This window comes from Providencia stuartii, assembly GCF_029277985.1.
GTDB classification, from domain to species: domain Bacteria; phylum Pseudomonadota; class Gammaproteobacteria; order Enterobacterales; family Enterobacteriaceae; genus Providencia; species Providencia zhejiangensis.
In genome coordinates this window covers 1,384,496-1,404,355 of record NZ_CP119546.1, presented here as the reverse complement: position 1 = coordinate 1,404,355, position 19,860 = coordinate 1,384,496, and the positions used below count along the sequence as shown (strand labels likewise).

Annotated in this window: 13 protein-coding genes; 6 read left to right on the top strand and 7 right to left on the bottom strand. The window is 39.3% G+C overall.

Going from position 1 to position 19,860, the window contains the following annotated elements:
- Positions 1 to 40: 40 nt before the first annotated feature.
- The 3 genes from iolG to P2E05_RS06000 form a co-directional block, all read right to left on the bottom strand.
- Positions 41 to 1,027 carry an inositol 2-dehydrogenase gene (gene iolG, locus P2E05_RS06010; RefSeq protein ID WP_154622711.1) on the bottom strand — a complete coding sequence of 329 codons (987 nt, stop codon included), beginning with the start codon at positions 1,025 to 1,027 and terminating at the stop codon, positions 41 to 43.
- 674 nt (positions 1,028 to 1,701) lie between these two features.
- Positions 1,702 to 3,639 carry a 3D-(3,5/4)-trihydroxycyclohexane-1,2-dione acylhydrolase (decyclizing) gene (gene iolD / locus P2E05_RS06005; protein WP_195848148.1) on the bottom strand — a complete coding sequence of 646 codons (1,938 nt, stop codon included), beginning with the start codon at positions 3,637 to 3,639 and terminating at the stop codon, positions 1,702 to 1,704.
- Between the two features lie 12 nt (positions 3,640 to 3,651).
- Complete coding sequence (locus tag P2E05_RS06000) at positions 3,652 to 5,163, bottom strand: CoA-acylating methylmalonate-semialdehyde dehydrogenase (RefSeq protein ID WP_276123053.1); 1,512 nt, start codon at positions 5,161 to 5,163, stop codon at positions 3,652 to 3,654.
- Positions 5,164 to 5,450: 287 nt separating this feature from the next.
- Between P2E05_RS06000 and P2E05_RS05995 the strand changes: the two genes are divergently transcribed.
- Positions 5,451 to 6,287, top strand: a complete 837-nt coding sequence (locus P2E05_RS05995) for a MurR/RpiR family transcriptional regulator (protein ID WP_196713392.1) — start codon at positions 5,451 to 5,453, stop codon at positions 6,285 to 6,287.
- Between the two features lie 400 nt (positions 6,288 to 6,687).
- Positions 6,688 to 7,680: a hypothetical protein gene (locus P2E05_RS05990; protein ID WP_272578136.1), complete on the top strand. Its 993-nt coding sequence runs from the start codon at positions 6,688 to 6,690 to the stop codon at positions 7,678 to 7,680.
- 262 nt (positions 7,681 to 7,942) lie between these two features.
- Here P2E05_RS05990 and P2E05_RS05985 read toward each other — a convergent pair whose 3' ends face one another.
- The gene (locus P2E05_RS05985; protein ID WP_154635594.1) at positions 7,943 to 8,197 is read right to left on the bottom strand and encodes a helix-turn-helix domain-containing protein; all 255 of its coding nucleotides are present in this window, start codon (positions 8,195 to 8,197) and stop codon (positions 7,943 to 7,945) included.
- Between the two features lie 721 nt (positions 8,198 to 8,918).
- On the opposite strand from P2E05_RS05985, the gene glgC reads away from it, so the two are divergent.
- From glgC to P2E05_RS05965, 4 genes are all read left to right on the top strand, one after another.
- Positions 8,919 to 10,205: a glucose-1-phosphate adenylyltransferase gene (gene glgC / locus P2E05_RS05980; RefSeq protein WP_196713394.1), complete on the top strand. Its 1,287-nt coding sequence runs from the start codon at positions 8,919 to 8,921 to the stop codon at positions 10,203 to 10,205.
- An 11-nt stretch (positions 10,206 to 10,216) separates the two neighbouring features.
- Positions 10,217 to 12,670 (top strand): glycogen/starch/alpha-glucan family phosphorylase, encoded by a 2,454-nt coding sequence (gene glgP / locus P2E05_RS05975; RefSeq protein WP_250000202.1) that lies wholly within the window; start codon positions 10,217 to 10,219, stop codon positions 12,668 to 12,670.
- Positions 12,671 to 12,879: 209 nt separating this feature from the next.
- Positions 12,880 to 13,767, top strand: a complete 888-nt coding sequence (locus tag P2E05_RS05970) for a helix-turn-helix domain-containing protein (protein ID WP_154621995.1) — start codon at positions 12,880 to 12,882, stop codon at positions 13,765 to 13,767.
- Positions 13,768 to 14,379: 612 nt separating this feature from the next.
- On the top strand, positions 14,380 to 15,759 hold the full coding sequence (locus P2E05_RS05965; protein WP_154621996.1) for a sugar porter family MFS transporter: 1,380 nt from the start codon (positions 14,380 to 14,382) through the stop codon (positions 15,757 to 15,759).
- A 217-nt stretch (positions 15,760 to 15,976) separates the two neighbouring features.
- Here the strand turns inward: P2E05_RS05965 and P2E05_RS05960 are convergent, their stop codons facing one another.
- From P2E05_RS05960 to P2E05_RS05950, 3 genes are all read right to left on the bottom strand, one after another.
- Positions 15,977 to 16,723, bottom strand: a complete 747-nt coding sequence (locus P2E05_RS05960) for an SDR family oxidoreductase (protein ID WP_154621997.1) — start codon at positions 16,721 to 16,723, stop codon at positions 15,977 to 15,979.
- Positions 16,724 to 17,184: 461 nt separating this feature from the next.
- Positions 17,185 to 19,227 carry a TonB-dependent copper receptor gene (locus P2E05_RS05955; protein WP_154621999.1) on the bottom strand — a complete coding sequence of 681 codons (2,043 nt, stop codon included), beginning with the start codon at positions 19,225 to 19,227 and terminating at the stop codon, positions 17,185 to 17,187.
- A gap of 131 nt (positions 19,228 to 19,358) precedes the next feature.
- Entirely contained in the window at positions 19,359 to 19,733 is a 375-nt protein-coding gene (locus P2E05_RS05950; protein ID WP_420794209.1) for a DUF2946 domain-containing protein, read from the bottom strand.
- Positions 19,734 to 19,860 lie beyond the last annotated feature (127 nt).

The window sequence follows — 19,860 nt, the reverse complement described above, 5'->3', positions numbered from 1 at the left end:
TTTTATAGTTAGTAATCGGTAAATAAGAGGTAATTAAAAGTTAAAGTTGAACTTCTTTGCCTGTTTTTAATGACTCAAGCGCTTTATCTGCTAGATACAGTGCCAACTCACCATCGGTACCCGTTGTTTCTGACTCAGCACGACCGGCAAGAATATCAACAAAGTGATTCCACTCCGCTTTATAAGCTTCGTGATAGCGCTGTAAGAAGAAAAACTCTGGTTTCGCTGATAAGCAACCGACATCGCTTAAAAACTCAACGCTATTCTCTTTGATATTACCTGCGGTTAAGAGACCTTTCTCGCCATGTAATTCAATACGCTGGTCATAGCCATAACCTGAACGACGACTGTTAGAAATTGTTGCCATGGCACCAGAAGGGAATTTCAAAATAATAAATGCGGTATCGATATCCCCTGCTTGTCCAATCGCTGGATCAACAACATTGCTGCCTTGCGCATAGACAGAGCATGGATTTTCTCCGATCATAAAACGCGCCATGTCAAAGTCATGAATCGTCATATCTCTGAACATACCACCGGAAACTTTTACGTATTCCGCTGGTGGAGGTGATGGGTCCCGTGATGTAATAATTAAAGATTCAGCTTTACCAATCGCGCCTTGTTCGAATAAATTTTTCAGGTGGCGGAACTGTGGGTCATAACGGCGGTTGAAACCAATAAATAAAGGCACATTGTGTTCTTTAACGCTTTTGAGGCACTGTCTCACTCGTTCAAGATCTAAGTGAACGGGTTTTTCACAGAAAATAACCTTGTTGTTTTTTGCTGCCAATTCGATTAAATCCGCATGAGTATCCGTTGCAGAAGCAATCAGAACACCATGAACATTTGGATCTTGCATCGCTTCTTCTGTTGATTGCACTTTTGCTTGATACTTTTCAGCCAATGCGAGGGCGTTAGGCTGATAAGGATCAATCACAGAATAAAGTGAGGTTTCTTTGTGGCCGGCAATATTGACAGCATGAACCTGTCCGATACGTCCTGCGCCAAATAGTGCTATATTGAACATTGAAATGCTCCTTGAGGCTATAAATCCACTATTAGGATATGATGAAATATAACAAATAAAACATTCATTTCAATTTATAATTAATTGAAAATTATGTTTTTGAGCGCTAGGTAACAATTGCTATAATTAAGTGGATTTTTAGTGTTATTTCGATCACAAAATAACAATGTAAACTCAAGCAATTAGGCTAACAGCAGTGTAATTAGTCACAATGAGAGTAAGCCTTAAAGCCATCAACATGAGACTTAACAGCTATTTTGAAATGTATATTTCATTAACGATGATTTTATTACAGTTACTCTCTTTTATTTTTCTGTTTTTTGCCCTTATCAACAGATAAAAAGTTAACTAACCGCCAAAAAACAAAAAACCCAGCTTTCGCTGGGTAACAAAAAATAACTTAATGACGTCAACCACTTTAATCGTCAAATTGCAGCCAATGCATCCATGCAAACTTCCCGATAAATAACCTTACGTTGTTTAACTCAATTCAAGCTAATCCCGTGTTATTGCAAACTGGACTCTGCTTAAGGCTAGGATGACGACATCCCCTTAACAAGGGTATCAATTCCCCCATCCTTAATCAGCTATCGATGCATCAAAGAATGATTTAAGGCGCGACTATCGGGCGGCAAGCCGCCCTTAGCCCATGACTCTCCCTACAGAGCCATACGCTAGTACTGCCGTACTCGATTTGCGACCATATCCTTAATTTTATCTGCTGCTGCAACAACTTCTGGTTTTTTCGCTACCTGAGCGGTTCCTGTACGCCACCAAGCTTCATAACCATTAGTCATGGTCTTAGGTAGCACTTTGATATCAATTAAGACACAACCAGACTGTGATTTTGCCTCTTCGATAGCCGCAATTAATTGTGCTTCATCATGAACACGATAGCTTTTACATCCATAACTCTCGGCATTTTTAGCAAAGTCCACTTTAACTAAAGGACCGTCCATTTGCCCCGTTTTAGGATTACGGTGACGATTCTCTGTGCCAAAACTGCCCATTCCTTGACTCATTTGCAGGTTGTTAATGCAGCCAAATCCTGCGTTATCAAATAACAGAATGGTAATTTTTATGTTTTCTTGGATGGCGGTTTGTAACTCGCTGTGTAACATCAGGTATGAGCCATCTCCTACCATCGCATAAACAGGCTGATCTGGTGCGGCAATTTTCGCCCCTACCGCAGCGGCGACTTCGTAGCCCATACAGGAATACCCGTATTCCAGATGATAAGTATCAGGATGTTTAGGTAACCAAATGCGTTGTAAATCACCGGGTAACGAGCCTGCTGCACCAACAACAATAGCGTCATCCTCCATATACTGTTGCATTAGCCCCAGCACACGAGTTTGGGTCAGTTCAGAGCCTAAAACCTCACGGTACTCTTCTAACTTATCATCCAGATGCCCCGCAATTTCAGGAATAAAATTCAATGGGTTATACTGAATTGAAAACAGTCTTTCTAACTCAGATTGCCATTGTTTTTTGGCCTGCTGAATACGCTCACCCCACTGAGCCTGATAGCCACAATCTTGTAGCAAGGCATCAAGCGCTGTTAAGCCTTCTTTTGCGTCAGCAATGATTTTTAAGGCATCTAATTTACAAGCATCAAACTCAGCAACGTTAATATTTAAAAACTGGACATCAGGGTGACTAAATAAGGATTTGGATGCCGTCGTAAAATCCGTGAAACGCGTACCGACACCAATGATTAAGTCTGCTTCTTTCGCTAATAGGTTAGCTGCCAAGCCGCCTGTTGTACCAATACCACCGACATTCAGCGGATGATCGGCCACAATGGCACTTTTACCCGCCTGAGTCTCTCCAAATGGGATCGCATAATGTTCAGCAAAAGTACGAAATGCCTCATGCGCCTCGGAATAGCGAACACCACCACCACAGATAAGTAATGGTTTTTTCTTACTACGAATTAAATTTACAGCATCGGCTAAACTCACCGTCGTTGCAGGACGGCGTTCAATACGATGAACACGCTTGGCAAAGAAATAATCAGGATAGTCCCACGCTTCACCTTGAACATCTTGCGGTAAACAAATTGTCACTGCGCCAGTATCAGCCGGATCGGTTAATACGCGCATCGCATTGATCATCGCTGCCATTAATTGCTCAGGGCGAGACACGCGATCCCAATAGCGGGAAACAGGTCGAAAGCAATCATTCGTGCTGATCGTACCATCACCATACTGTTCCACTTGCTGTAAAACAGGATCCGGCTGACGGGTTGCGAAAGTATCACCTGGCAGCAGTAACAGAGGGATACGGTTAGCGGTCGCTGTCGCGGCCGCTGTCACCATATTTGCCGCTCCCGGCCCAACAGAAGATGTGACGGCACAAATTTGCTTACGTTTTTTCTGTTTTGCAAAACCCGTTGCGATGTGTGCCATCCCTTGTTCGTTGCATCCTTGATAAACTTGTAGGTGTCCAGGCGCCTCTTCCAGCGCCTGTCCTAAACCTACCACGTTACCATGGCCGAAGATGGTAAATACTCCCTGAATAAACGGATACTGCTCACCATCAACTTCAACATATTGTTGGTTCAGAAACTTAACTAATGCTTGAGCTGTGGTCATTGTCTGCTTATTCATATGGGGCTCCATTTATTCCATAGTTGGCATTGTGAAACTACTTTCATGATGCTCCAGACGTACACTTGCAGGCCAACGGCTGGTAACCGTTTTCATACGTGTATAGAAGCGAACACCATCATTACCATGAACGTTCAAAGGTCCAAAGATAGAGCGTTTCCAACCACCAAAGCTATGGAATGCCATTGGGACTGGAATTGGGATATTGATACCGACCATGCCTGCCATGACATTTTCTTGGAATTCACGGGCAGTTTCACCATCGCGCGTGAAAATAGCGGTACCGTTGCCATACTCATGTTGGTTAATTAATTTCAACCCTGTTTCGAAATCAGGAACACGAACAATCGCAAGTACGGGTCCAAAAATTTCATCTTTATAGATATCCATTTCAGGGGTGACATTATCAAACAGGGTCGGTCCAACAAAATAACCGTTTTCGAAGCCGGCGACTTTAAAATCACGGCCATCAACCAACAATTTAGCGCCTTGTTTCTCACCGCTGGTAATGTAATCACAAATTTTCGCTTTATGCTGTGCAGAAATCACAGGCCCCATATCATTTTCTTTACCTTCAACAATGCCAGGGCCGACAGTCATTTTAGCGATTTGCGCTTCTAAATGAGTAATCAATGTGTCCGCAGTTTCATCGCCAACAGCCAGCACAACAGATAGAGCCATACAGCGTTCACCCGCCGCACCAAATGCAGCGCCCATAATTGCATTTGTCGCCAGATTCATATCCGCATCAGGCATCAAGATACAATGGTTTTTCGCACCGCCGAGAGCTTGGCAACGTTTGCCATGTTCTGAAGCCGTTGTATAGATATACTCAGCAATTGGCGTTGAACCAACAAAGCTAACCGCTTGAACTTCAGGTGCTCTTAAGAGTACATCAACCGATTCTTTATCACCTTGTACAACGTTAAAGACACCATCTGGTAAACCTGCTTCTTTTAACAATTTTGCTAGCGCAATAGCGAGAGAAGGATCTTTTTCAGAAGGTTTAAGTACAAACGTATTTCCCGTAGCCAACGCAACGGGGAACATCCACATGGGGACCATGGCAGGGAAATTAAAAGGTGTAATACCTGCACACACACCTAATGGTTGCATTAACGAGTGGCTATCAACACCTGTTGCAACATTCGCTGAGTGCTCACCTTTTTGTAAATGTGGGATACCACAAGCAAATTCAACAACTTCTAGACCACGAGTTAACTCGCCAACCGCATCGGAAAAAACCTTACCATGCTCTTGAGAAATTAAACGCGCTAAATCATCCATATTGGCTTCAAGTAGTGCCTTAAATTTAAATAGGATACGAGCACGTTTGAGTGGTGACAGTTTTGACCACTTAGGGAAAGCTTTGTGGGCGACCTCTATTGCCTGTTTAGTTTCAGCGGCACAGCTCAACACAACTTGAGCTATTTGTTCACCTGTTGCAGGGTTAAATACGGGTGCAAAACGCCCACTTTGGCTGGATACAAGTTCACCGCCAATGAAATTCTGAATCTGTTGCATGTTGCCTCTCTTTAGCTGATAGAGTTACCTTGTTGCTAAAGATATATGAAATATTCATTTCATTTTCAACTAAAACTGAAATAACATTCAATTTATGTGATCCAGACTGAGTTTTTATGAAATTGTCGATTGAAGATAAAGACAGATGTTTTAAAAATCGTTTTAATCAGCCCTCAGTATGAAAGGCAATATGAATTGATTATTCCATTTGGTCGGATTAGTTTTTCAAAAACATTCGACTAACGGCTGAAAATAACTACAATCAATAGCCTAGTCACGGAGGTTTTATGTCAACTGCATCGAATTTGAATGAATTTCAGGAGCAAGTTCGCTCCCGTTACGATGAACTAAGTAAACGGCTGCAACAAGTAGCACGCTATGTGCTGGATAACACGAATAGCGTGGCATTTGATACTGTGGCGGTCATCGCTAAAGAAGCCAATGTTCCACCTTCAACTTTAATCCGCTTTGCCAATGCATTTAATTTCAGTGGATTTAATGAAATGAAACAATTGTTTCGTATGAATTTAGTTGAAGAGACAGCAAGCTATACTGATCGCGCTCGCTTATTTCGTGAAATGGATAGTGACCAAGAACTCAGCGATGATCCCGCTCAGATCTTAAAAGAATTTGCACACTCCAATGCGCAAGCATTGCAACAAATGGCGGCCAGAACGCCAGCAGAAGATTTAGAAAAGGCAGTAACGCTTTTATCTGAAGCAAATAATGTTTATATCATTGGCTTACGCCGTTCCTTCAGTGTTGCCACTTATTTAAGTTATGCTCTTAGCCATTTAGAGTGCCGCCCTCAATTAATTGACGGTCTTGGTGGTATGTTCAAAGAGCAAATAAGTCGAATTGGTGAAAATGACGTTGTCATTTCAATTAGTTTTACACCTTATGCTGAAGAAACCATTATGGTCAGCGAAAAAGCAGCACAGACTGGTGCCAAACAAATCGTGATCACGGATAGCCAAATTAGCCCACTCGCAAGTTTTAGTGATGTTTGCTTTGTTATCAAAGAAGCGCAGGTTGATGCATTCCGTTCACAATCCGCAACACTTTGTCTAGTACAATCGCTCACGGTTGCGCTGGCTTATCGACAAGGCAGTAAACTGGTTTAATCGAAAATGGGCTTTACTCACAAATACCTCCGTTGTGACTAAGCCCAACAGACTCACGTTATATTAAACGCCTTTCTCTACTCCCCACATGATAAAATTAATTAATTTTTTAAATATCAATAAGATATAATAAAAAATACGATTATTAATCCTTATTAACAGCAGAAAGACCGATAAATATCGAAACACACAATAGATTTATAGATTAAAAATCTAATAACCAATTGAATATAGAGAGTTTATTTAATCCAATATGGATTTATTATCAGCGATAATAAAATTGTGATACCCATCAGAAAACATCAATTTCAATAAAAATAATAATGGAATTATTATTCCACGCTGTTATGTTGAAATAATGTAAACACCTGAAACTAATCTTTCGGTGAGGAATGATCACATGAATACGCACTTTCTCTATCTCTTTGGCCACCTTCGCTTGCTTGAACAGCAACATGCGCTTGTTTCGTTAAACAAGACGGGTATTGGCCTTATCGGCTCGCCTAGGCATAACCAATGGTATACGCAGGCAATATTACATAGCCAACACCATTGTGAACTTAAATCCGTCTGTGTGCTTGAGTCTCCCCTTCCTTCCGCTTCTTACTTCATTTGTCAAAAAAGAAAAATTGAACAGCTGATAGAAAATGATGCTGTTGATACCGTTATTGTCACCTCCGTCTGTAGTGATGAATTATTAAAATTTATTATTCAGGCCACTATTCATTCAGGTAAAAATATATTACTTAATAATGTTCCAAATTATGGAACTAATGAATTTAACGATTTATTAAAATTAGCCAAACAAAACGATGCTAATATTTGTCAAAGTAACGTATTACTCTTTTCTAACCAATACGACAAAGTTAAAGCAATATTATCGAACAAAAGTATACCCGATAGTGGCTTATTACGTTTATCAGCCCATAGGCAAATTGATCAAAATGACCCGCTTTCTAAAGCTAAATTACGCTCATTAATTGCAGAAAAAGTGACGTTATTACTCAATTCACTTCCTGACTTTAAATTCGATACCTCATCTGTTCAATACTCTCGTCCACTATCTAATATTGAAGCCGGCGATGTATTAATTATTAACCTTAAAAATAATGATGGCTTTCTCGTTTCATTTGAACTGTTTTTTAATACAGGTAATGTTTCAGATAAATTGTCGTTAAAACAACACCATCATGATCTTCAATTCGAGAATTTTCTAATGTTCAATAATCAAAATTCAATTATTGACGAAAACTCATTGATGATAAAACAACTTGATTATTTCATATTAAGTTTACATAAAATAAACAAAATACGGGTAACTACTCAGTTATTACTGGTTAATCAAATGACTAAGTCTATTTTAACACAACTTGAATTAAGTAAATTTATTTAATGATTAAAAACATAATCAATACGAATTAATAACATTAATAATTATAACTTTATTGATTGTTTTTTTTGATTAAATCTAGATTAATTAAGTAATATTACTATATTGAACAATCAAGCCCGGAAGAAACAGAGTAACCGCAGACGCTCTGTAATTTCTTCCGGTCCGATTAACTTTCTCATAGTATCTCGCTATGTTTAATCCTAGTGGTTTTACTGATAGTGCTCACAAGATATTTATACCTTCCTTGCGATATGTTATCCCTTTAATGGAGAGTGCACCGAGTACCTACGTTAACGTTAACAACCCCATATAGAAACGTGGTTGGCTCTAAATTAAATAAGCAGGCAAACTGAAATAATGAATCGACGTCAATACAACTTTCGCCACTTTCAAAACGGCACATTTGATCCTCTGAAACACCAATCAATCGCGCTGTTTGCTTTAACGTCATTTTATGACTTTCTCTTTGTTTACGAATTTTGATACCTAGCATTTTTGCAATATTATCTTTTTGCATAATAACCCCCTAAAATATAATCGAAGTGCAGTTAGTTTTATGGTGCGTAAATTAACATTCAATCCCTATAATTTAATTGATTTAAATTAAACAATTACGCTAAAAAAACCTTCCAATTACGATTATCCACAAAAGAATAATACTAGAGATAAAATAATAACAACTTGAATTACATTAGAAAAAATCAAAAGCAAGCTATGTTATTACCGAAAACGTATTGTGACACTAATCACAAAAAAAACGTATCCTAATTTCGTATTATTCAATTTGGGAATGTCTTTAAAAGACTATAACACATATTTTTAATATGTTTATTATTAATATTTTATTTCCATTTCGAAAAGTAACTATAAGATTAGTTCTATATTATAATCAAATTAAGTAAGTTTACCTTTAAATTTTGTGACATTTTATGTCTATTGATTTCAGACTATTAATTTTTTTAATAAAAAAACATTTAAAGTCATATTTTAATTCTCAAAGTCTAGTATATTATTGATGATAAAAAGCATAAAAATCAAAAATAGTCATCATTATTAGATAAATAACCGTCATAAAATGATTTCAAAGATTTATATTATATTTGGAAAGTTATAACCAATTGTAAACAGTGAATAACACAATAGTTAGGTCACTGAATTAAAAAGAACAAATATAAAATATATGCAGCAACTGGGGAATCTTTAAATAACAATTTGTTCATTTTGGAGAGTTCTAAGGTATGTCTCATAATGATATGAATAATATGATGATGTTAGCACGTCATTTACCTCAAAAATCAGTTGCCCTAATCCTTGCTGGTGGTAGAGGTACACGTCTTAAAGGTTTAACCCTCAAACGCGCTAAACCCGCCGTTCACTTTGGGGGAAAATTTCGTATTATCGATTTCGCATTATCCAATTGTCTAAATTCTGGAATTAGACGTATTGGTGTCATCACCCAATATCAATCTCATTCATTAGTCCAACATATACAAAGAGGATGGTCTTTTTTCAATGAAGAGATGAATGAGTTTGTCGATTTACTTCCGGCACAACAGCGAGAAATAACAGATCACTGGTATAAAGGCACCGCTGATGCCGTCTATCAGAACATGGATATTATTCGTAATTATGATGCTGAGTATGTCGTGATCCTTGCCGGTGATCACATCTATAAGATGGATTACTCTCGCATGTTGCTCGATCATGTAAATAACGACGCAAAATTTACCGTTGCTTGTATTAAAGTAAAAAAAGAAGAAGCCCATCAATTCGGTATAATGGAAATTGATGATAACCGCTGGATCACTCAATTCCATGAAAAACCTCAGCATCCTCCTGTATTAAAAGCGTCTCCCGATTCATGTTTAGCCAGCATGGGGATCTACATTTTTAATAGTGATTATCTCTACAAAATGCTTGAGGACGATAGTATTTGCCCCAATTCGAGTAATGATTTCGGAAAAGATATCATTCCCAAAATTGTTGCTCGCCGAGAAGCTCTCGCACATCCCTTTGAATATTCATGCGTCACAAGTAATAGCAATGTTCCCCCTTATTGGCGCGATGTCGGCACCTTAGAAGCTTATTGGTCCGCGACACTTGATCTAGCATCTGTGACACCTGAGTTGGATATGTATGACCGAAACTGGCCGATTCGAACTTATATGGAACCATTACCGCCAGCAAAATTTGTGCAAGATCGTTCTGGAAGCCATGGAATGACGATGAACTCACTGGTTGCAGGCGGCTGTATTATTTCAGGCTCTATTGTTATCCATTCCGTATTATTCCCTCGTGTAAGAGTTAACTCATTTTGCAATATTGAATCTTCTATTTTACTCCCCGGCGTCAATGTTGGACGTTCATCACGTCTGCGGCGTTGTATTATCGATCGAGGCTGTATTATTCCTGAAAATACAGTCATTGGTGAAAACCCTGAAGAAGATAGTCAACGTTTCTACCGAACTGAACAGGGTATCGTTCTTGTCACAAAAGAAATGTTAGATAATTTGAATCATGAATAAGGAATGAAATTGTGAGCACCCATTTTGTTTATGAATGTCATTCTCCCCAAGTGACACAAGAGGCACTAAAAAGCTCGATTATCTATAAATTGAAATTTGTGATTGGCAAAGAACCTTATATTGCAACGCAAAGGGAATGGTTAGAGGCTATTTTATTGGCGATACGCGATCGGGTTGTAAACCGTTGGATGACAACTAATCGAGCGACCTATTCGCAGCAGGTTAAGCAAGTTTACTACTTATCGATGGAGTTTTTACTTGGGCGCTCATTATCCAATGCATTGATTTCAATGAATATGTATGATGACCTGACTCAAGTAGTGACTGAACTCGGATTCGATTTCGAACAGTTGTTAGAGCAAGAAACAGATCCAGGTCTAGGTAATGGGGGTTTAGGGAGGCTAGCAGCTTGCTTTTTAGACTCTCTAGCCACACTGAACCTACCCGGTGGCGGCTATGGCATTCGTTATGAATACGGCATGTTTAAACAAACCATTCGTAATGGCCAGCAAATTGAATGTCCAGACGACTGGCTTGCTCATGGAAATCCTTGGGAGTTTCCTCGAACAGAAAGTCGCTATCAAATACAATTTGAAGGCCATGTAGTCGAAGAAGAAGGTCGTTATCAATGGGTAAAAACTAACGATATTATCGCCATTGCTTATGATCAAATCATTCCCGGCTATAATACTGAAGCAACCAATACGCTCCGTCTATGGAGTGCTAAAGCAAGCGATGAGTTCGACCTACAAATTTTTAATGATGGCGAATATTATTCAGCGGTAAAGAAAAAAAATGACTCTGAGAATGTTTCCCGCGTTCTTTACCCTAACGACTCTACCTATTCAGGAAAAGAACTACGCTTAAAGCAAGAATTTTTTCTTGTTTCTGCTTCAGTTCAAGACATACTTTATCGACACTGGCTAGTGTATAAACGTTGGGATAACTTAGCGGACAAAGTAGCCATTCATTTAAATGATACGCATCCTGTTCTTGCTATTCCGGAGCTTATTCGACTACTGGTCGATAAACACCAAGTGAGTTGGCAAGAAGCAATGACTCTGGCAAAAAGAGTATTTTCTTATACAAACCATACTTTAATGAGTGAAGCGCTGGAAACTTGGCCAGTTGAAATGATCCGTAAAATTCTACCGCGCCATTTGCAAATCATTTATCAAATTAATGATGAATTTTTACAGCATGTTAGCCAAGAGTTTCCACATGATTATGAACTTCCTCGACGTGTTTCCATCATTAATGAAGAGCATGGACAGCTCGTTCGAATGGCTTGGCTAGCAGCTATCGTCAGCCATAAAGTGAATGGTGTCTCTAAGCTACATAGCCAGCTAATGACGGACTCTCTCTTTGCTGACTTTGCTAAAATTTTTCCCAATAAATTTTGCAATATCACCAATGGCATTACACCTAGACGTTGGTTAGCCATTGCGAACCCTGAACTCACGTCGATGATAGAAAGTTATATTGGCCAACAATGGTTAGTTGACTTACCGCAGCTCTGCGAACTGAAACAATGGATAGATTACCCACAGTTCTTAGACAAATTGAGCCAAGTGAAAAAAAGTAACAAAATGAAATTGGCGCACTTTATTGCACAAACTCAGCAAATTGTTATCAATCCCGAAGCCTTATTTGATGTACAAATCAAACGCATCCATGAATATAAGCGCCAACTATTAAATTTACTGCATGTCATTACTCGCTATAATCGAATATTAGCTAATCCTGAAAAAAATTGGGTACCTCGTGTGGTGATTTTTTCAGGTAAAGCGGCCTCATCCTATAGCGCGGCTAAAAAAATTATTCATCTCATCAACGATGTTGCTACCGTTATTAATAATGACCAACGCATTGATTCACGGCTAAAAGTCGTTTTTATCCCTGATTACAGTGTCAGTTTGGCACAAAAAATTATCCCTGCGACCGATCTTTCTGAACAAATATCTCTCGCAGGTACTGAAGCGTCGGGAACGGGTAATATGAAATTTGCGCTAAATGGGGCGTTAACAATAGGCACATTAGATGGCGCCAATGTTGAAATTCGTGAGCATGTCGGTCCTGATAATATTTTCATATTCGGGAATACCATTGATCAAGTGAAACAAATCAAGCAAAACTACTATTACCCACGCTGGTATTATGAAAATGATACGGAACTAAAACAGGTCATAGACCAAATTGCGAACGGCTATTTTAAACCTGATACCCCTAATTTTTATCAAGATTTAACGCATAGCTTATTAGATGGCGGCGATCAATATTTACTCTTTGCAGATTATCGTAGCTACATTAATACGCAAGAACAGGTCGATCATCTATATCAAGACCCATTAGCTTGGCAAGCCAAAGTTGCACAAAATATTTGCAATATGGGATTTTTTTCGTCAGATAGAACGATAAAAGACTATGCTTCTCAAATTTGGCAAATTAACCCTATCATTTTGTGAGTATATGATTTAGATTGGACTAATAATTTAAGTTAGGTTTGATTTTAGTCATAAACTTACTTAACTTCACAACTATTTAAAAAAATTCTCAGTCGGCATGCTATCCTGATGCCGACTGGAATGTATTTTGGTATAGCCTAAAAAGTCCAAATCATGTTCACTCTATCTTTATTTTAGATCTTGGACAAAGCCGATTTAAAAGGGTCATCATGCTTCAAGAAAGTGTTATCAGAGAAATTATTCTTTGGATCGAGAAAAATTTAGAGTCTCGCCTATCTTTAGATACTGTTGCTGAAAAATCAGGATATACTAAATGGCATTTCCAACGCCTATTTAAAAATCAAACAGGGCTTGCCTTAGGTTCCTATATCCGTGCTAGGCGTTTATCTTGTTCAGCAGTGGCTCTTCGGCTCACAAACGATAGCATTATGGATATCTCTTTGCGTTATCGATTTGACTCGCAACAAACATTTTGTCGAGCCTTTAAAAAACAGTTCAATGTCACACCTTCTGAATATCGCAAAAGAACAGGCTGGAAAATTGAAGGCTTTTGTTTGCCATTAAGGGAAAGCAAAGAATTTAGTGTTGAGGTTAGCCTAACCAAGTTAGAGCCCATCACACTTATCGGCAAACAGCACCGGTATACAAAAGGGATTAATGAGTGGAATTTTAAAACTGAAGAACTCAGACGCTATTACTGGCGAGAATTCCTCAGTGAAACCCAATGCGTTACCACTAATTTATATGCAATTCATGGCGTTGATACGATCGACTCGCAGGAAGGACAATTTTGTTATACCACTGCATTGGATGAGGATGACCTTGATACTGTCGCCTTTAATCCCAAAACGATAACTCTCCCTGATGGTGACTATTTACAAATTAAGTTTACCTGCGATGAGCTTCATGGCATCGATTACAACGATATCATCTACACTGTTTATGGGAAAGTCCTCGCGAGTATGGATATAGCGAGAGGAGAAGGCTGTGACATTGAAAACTATGTCTTAAAAACTAAGCCTAATTACCAATCATTTCTTAATAGTCCTCGTACCTACCTTAAAGAGCTAAACTATTATATTCCCGTCATTATCTGACACTATCATTGCCCTTCGCAACGCGAGGGGTTATGACTCCCATCCTGAACGTTAATAAAAAAACAAAACAACCGCAGTAATATTGCCGATAATACATATTCGTTTATATGGACTGAAGCAATAAAAATACATCAATAATAAATTCAAAAGCTCCTCAAATAGAATGATGGCTCATTATCAACCATCATCATAAGCTCTATCAATTACCGATAAAATCGTCATTCAAATGTAGTCTATTATTTAATTTAATATATTGATGATACAAAAAGACATTTTAGATTTAGAATAAAATGTTCATGTGAGTTAATCGTTAATTCCCCATCTTCTGTATACAGCTATTTTGACATAAATAACGTTGAATACTTTTATGATCATTAACATTAATAAATATCAATTTCATTATCAAAACAAACATCAATAAATGATATTCCAATAACGACTACATTGTATCATTCCACATATTTATTTGAATGTTGTTTAAATAAGGTTAATATTTAATATAACTATCTCCCATTGAAAATAGATAAATATCGCGTTAGGATAAATCTGAGTCTTATCTTTTGAAAGGACAGATAAATAATAATCTAACTTTACGATAAGGGACTAATGATCATGGTTAAAAATAATACACCAACGGGTCTTATGGTTATCTTTGTCGGCTTACTCGCCGCGCTAGCAGGCCTTTTTTTTGGTTTAGATACCGGTGTTATTTCTGGCGCCCTTCCCTTTATAAGTCAGCAGTTTGATATATCTTCAACCCAACAAGAACTCGTCGTTAGCTCAATGATGTTCGGTGCAGCCGCCGGTGCAATTATTAGTGGCTGGTTATCTTCTTTGGGGGGAAGAAAGAAAAGTTTATTAATTAGCTCAATATTATTTATTATCGGTGCGTTAGGTTCTGCTTTTTCACCCAATGCCAATATACTTATTTTTTCAAGAGTCATATTAGGACTCGCTATTGGTATTTCATCATTCACGACCCCCGCTTATTTATCAGAAATTGCACCTAAAAAGATCCGGGGTGGGATGATCTCTATGTATCAGTTAATGATTACTATTGGTATTTTACTGGCTTTTATTTCTGATACTGCTTTTAGTTATGATCATGCATGGCGTTGGATGCTCGGAATAACCGCTATTCCTGCTGTTCTGTTATTTATTGGTGTCACTTTTTTACCCGAAAGCCCTCGTTGGTTAGCCAGCAAAAATAGGTCTAATGATGCCAAAGCTATTTTATTAAAATTAAGGAAATCAGAAACTGAAGCAATACAAGAATTAGAGGATATATTTAACAGCTTAAAAGTAAAACAAACTGGATTTGGATTATTCAAAAGCAACAGTAATTTCCGCCGCACTGTCTTTTTGGGGATTGCATTACAATTTATGCAACAACTGACCGGTATTAATGTCATTATGTATTATGCGCCCAAAATTTTTTCGCTCGCTGGTTTTGAAAGTACCGTTCAGCAAATGTATGGCACCGTTCTCATTGGTCTCGTCAACGTCATCGCCACTATTTTTGCGATTTCGATTGTTGACCGTTTCGGGCGGAAAAAATTATTAACCTTTGGCTTTAGTGTCATGGCAATCAGTATCGGTTTTCTTGCCTACTTATTGTCATTCGATGCTCACTCTCAATTATCACAGTACACTAGCATCGCCTTTTTATTAATCTTTATTATTGGCTTTGCTGTGAGTGCAGGACCCGTTATGTGGGTGCTCTGTTCTGAAATTCAACCTTTGAGAGGACGTGATTTTGGTATCACTTGTTCCACTACATCAAACTGGATAGCCAATATGATTGTCAGTGCAACCTTCCTAACATTGCTATCAACATTAGGAGACACCAATACATTTTGGGTTTACGCGGCACTGAACGCCCTATTTATTATTGTCACACTCTACTTTGTGCCTGAAACAAAGAATGTTTCATTAGAGCATATTGAAGAAAATTTAATGAAAGGTCATGCCCTAAGAGATATTGGCCGCTAACCATATTTAGCGCTATCCATCGTTCTTTTATAAAATACCCGATATCACTATCGGGTATTTTAGACCACTGACGAGCCTCATGCTTTTTGCATGGGGTTTATTCGCCGTTCAACGACTGACGTCATTTCGTTCCAAGGGAAAAACTACCATGACTCCCATATGCGACCCCGATGGTATTTTGTCCCTACTGTAGGGGCTTTTTACTCTGAAAGAAAACTTATTTGCACACTGAAACGCCACCATCAACATACAGTGAAGTCCCAGTCATAAAGCTCGACATAGAGCTCGCCAGAAACAACGCTGAAGATGCAATTTCTTCCGGTTCAGCTAACCGCTTCATTGCATGTAAATTGGCAGCCCATTCACGCTGTTGCTGATCTCCTGCCATGTCCGTGTTAACCCCACCCGGTAAAATAACGTTTGCCCGTATTTTCTTATCGGAATAATCCGCAGCGATACCTTTAGCTAATGCCAGCAAGGACGCTTTTGCCGTACCATAACTGCTCATTCCGGGAAGCCCAACACGACTGCCAACAAAACTGGATGTGAATATGATCGAGCCACCACCCGATTTAACCATCAAGGGTATCTGGTGTTTAACCCCTAAGAACGCAGCGGTAGAGTTTGTATTCTGAACTTGATTCCATTCATTGAGATCGAACTCGGCAACGGGTTTTATTGGCCCGACCATACCGGCATTGTTAACCGCAATATCTAACTGACCAAACTCTTGAGATATTAGGTCTGATATTCCCTTATGCGTTTTTTCTAAACACACATCTCCAACATAATAAATCGCCGTTCCCCCCGCAGAACGGATCTCACTTACCACTCGCTGAAGCTCTTCTTCACGCCGGCCAGTCAAACAAACAGAAGCCCCGTTCTGTGCGAACATGATGGCAATAGAGCGACCAATGCCTGAAGATGCGCCAGTAATAATTGCCGTTTTACCTTTAAGTAGCATGTTAGATACCTCATTGACGATGATGAGCTCAATATACTGTGCTTTGAAAGTGTAAAAACTCTGGTTATTGCTTTTTATTTTGCCCAAAAGTCATGGTTTATTGTGTGACAATCAGGCCTGCGTTTTTATTTTCGGCGGGACAATCACTGACACTGTCCGCAAAAAAGCACTGACCGCAATGAAAGAGAGGAAGCCACCCTGTATTGCGAAGACATCAAAATAAATTCAAGCCTCATCGCGATATCGATTTTTCTAACAAGGCGCTCTTCAGAAATCAGTTCATTCACCGCAAGGGCTGCGAACTGATATTGTTGGGGGAATGCTTCTTTTAACCAATCGGTTAGCTCATTATTTATACTGACCTTATAAGATCAAAGCCCTCAAAAAACGAGGGCTTTGTCAGTAGTTTGAAATACCCGATATCACTATCGGCTATGTTACTTTCAATCCGTAATATCTAATTAAAAAGTTAAGTTTAATTTAGCCCAAAACGTTCTACCAGGCTCATTTACAGGTTCATTAGATGAATAACCAAATCCACTATTACCTGCTAAATTGAGGTGTTCGCTATAGTTTTTATCAAACAGATTATCCACACCAGCACTTAACTTCATATGATCGTTAACACGATAAGCGGTATTAAGAGAAAAAATAGTAAAACCAGCACTACGACCAAAATCTTTACCCACGACATTACCATCATTGATTGCAACACGATGTTGGCTACTAACTACACGCATTAACCCTGTTGCAGTCCAATCATTTTTCTCCCAAGATAACCCGAAACGCGTCTCTAATGGAGGCATTTGTGGTAATGGTTGTCGATCACTACGATTCTCTCCCCAAGCATAGGCAAGACTCACATCCGCTTTCCATTCATCCGTTAATTTATGGGCAACACCCAGTTCTCCCCCCATAATCATGGCATTAACGTTTTCAACTTGGCTTTCTCGTGAATTATGTGGGTTATAACGGAATAAAATGAAATCATCCACACGGCCAATATAAGCAGAAACCCATGCACTGGTTTTTTCGTGATGATATTTTGCACCGATATCTAACTGAGTCGTTTTTTCAGTTTTTAAATGATCAAATACATTCGTTGTACCATCAGGGCCATAGGTTGGTGAAAACAGCTCCCAATAATCAGGGAATCGCTCGGTATAACCCACCCCCGCGTACAACATGACTGGCATATCCGACAACGAATGTTCATAACGCACAAAACCAGCCGGCATCACGGTATTACGGCCAGATGAGCCAATCGTAGTATCATTATCCACTAAGACCCTATCTGCTCGGGCACCTGTAACAACTTTTCCATGTTCGTTGGCATCCCATGTCAGCTCACCAAAAATACCGTAATCTTGAAATTGTGCATCTTTATTCCAGTGATCATTGCTCTCTTTACGATGTGTGTTACTTTGCATATCAGCACCAGCGCGCAGTTCATAATCACTCCACAGCCAAGTTCCCATGACCCTACCACCGACGGTTTTACGATCAACACGCATCTTCATTGGCATGTTCATCATGCCATGACCACCGCCCATCATATGTCCCATATGACCTGAGCCACTTCCCGCAGAGCCACTGGTATCACGCAATGAGTAATTATCCATGATATGGTCCGCGTAGTTGTAATACAGGTTGGCTTCTAACTTATCAAAATGAGTACTAATGTTCGTTTTTTCAAAACGCATACCTAAGCTTTCACGCTTAAATTGCGAACCATCCATTCCACGGCCGGCATAACGCGCTTCTCCATCCCCTTTCCCCGCGGTAAGTTCTAATAACGTATACTCGTCAGGGGTCCAACCAAGGGCTACATCGGCATTCCATTTATCCCATTTTGATGGCACCTTATTACCATCCCCATCTTTATAGTCATTCGAACGCGATTTGTTACCAATCAAACGTAAGTAACCCTTTTCATTGCCCATACTGACATCCGCATTCGTATCCCAACGCTGATTTGATGCGACTAACGCACTCGCATTTCCTTGAATGCCCGCTTTATCAAATACTGGCTTTTCACGCTCAAAACGGATAGTTCCCGCTGAGTTTCCAGGTCCCCACAAAACAGACTGTGGCCCTTTAATCATTGTCAGTAAGTCAAAGTTTTCTGGTGATATATAAGACGTAGGAGCGTCCATACGTGATGGACAAGCCCCCAACATTTCACTGTTGTTGGTTAAAATACGTAATCGAGAACCAAACATACCTCGAAATACTGGGTCGCCATTGGTTCCACCATTACGAATCTGCGAAAAACCGGGGATGGTTTTTAAATAATCAGAACCATCACTTGCAGGCACTGGCTGCCGTGGTGTTTTTGGTGATGTACTTATCAGCAATGGTGAATCAACAGGTGCTGTCACTATCATCACCGCGCTGTCTGAGAATTTACTTTGATTTTCTTCATGAGCGAATGCTGTATTTGCAATAAGTGCAGTAGCAACCCATATTGCGACAGGTGCGATGACCAAATTTTCTTTTTTCATTATTTTGCCTAGTTCTTTTCTTTATGACGTAACAATGCCGCCTGAATTGGCCAAGCCAAATTCAAGATAAAGCGCACCCTTTGCACTTAATACGGCAAATGTGACAGATTAAATTTAATATTTTTCAATAATTAAGAAGAAAAGTGTGTAGGCGGCGCTCGTGCAAAGCGTAGAGACCAAGGTTGAAATAGATAAAGGCGAACACAAGGTTCTAAGGGTAAGTAAATCGTTAAAGTGAGCAGTTGGCGAATAACCACTGCAATAAACAAAATGATAAATGGGAAATGAATCAATAGCTGACAATAGCCACAAGCAATGTCTTCCATTGGAGATAACCCAACGCCTGACATAAGCAGGTGATTCATCATACCACTTGCATGGCATTCTTCTGGCAATGGCATCCCTTGATGCGCATGGTGCATCGCATGTTGTGCCTGACTATCCACAAGAGAGCAGTCTGCCATCTGCATCATTGATTTTGATATCAATGGAGCAATAAACAGCATTGCGACAGCAAGAAGCGCAAGATAAGCGGCGAGTTGTCTATATTTAGCTTGCAGGTGCAACGTTTTTCCGTCATATCTGTTTTTATTTTTTAACGGGCAAAAGTGTATCCTATTTACCTTCTGGTTG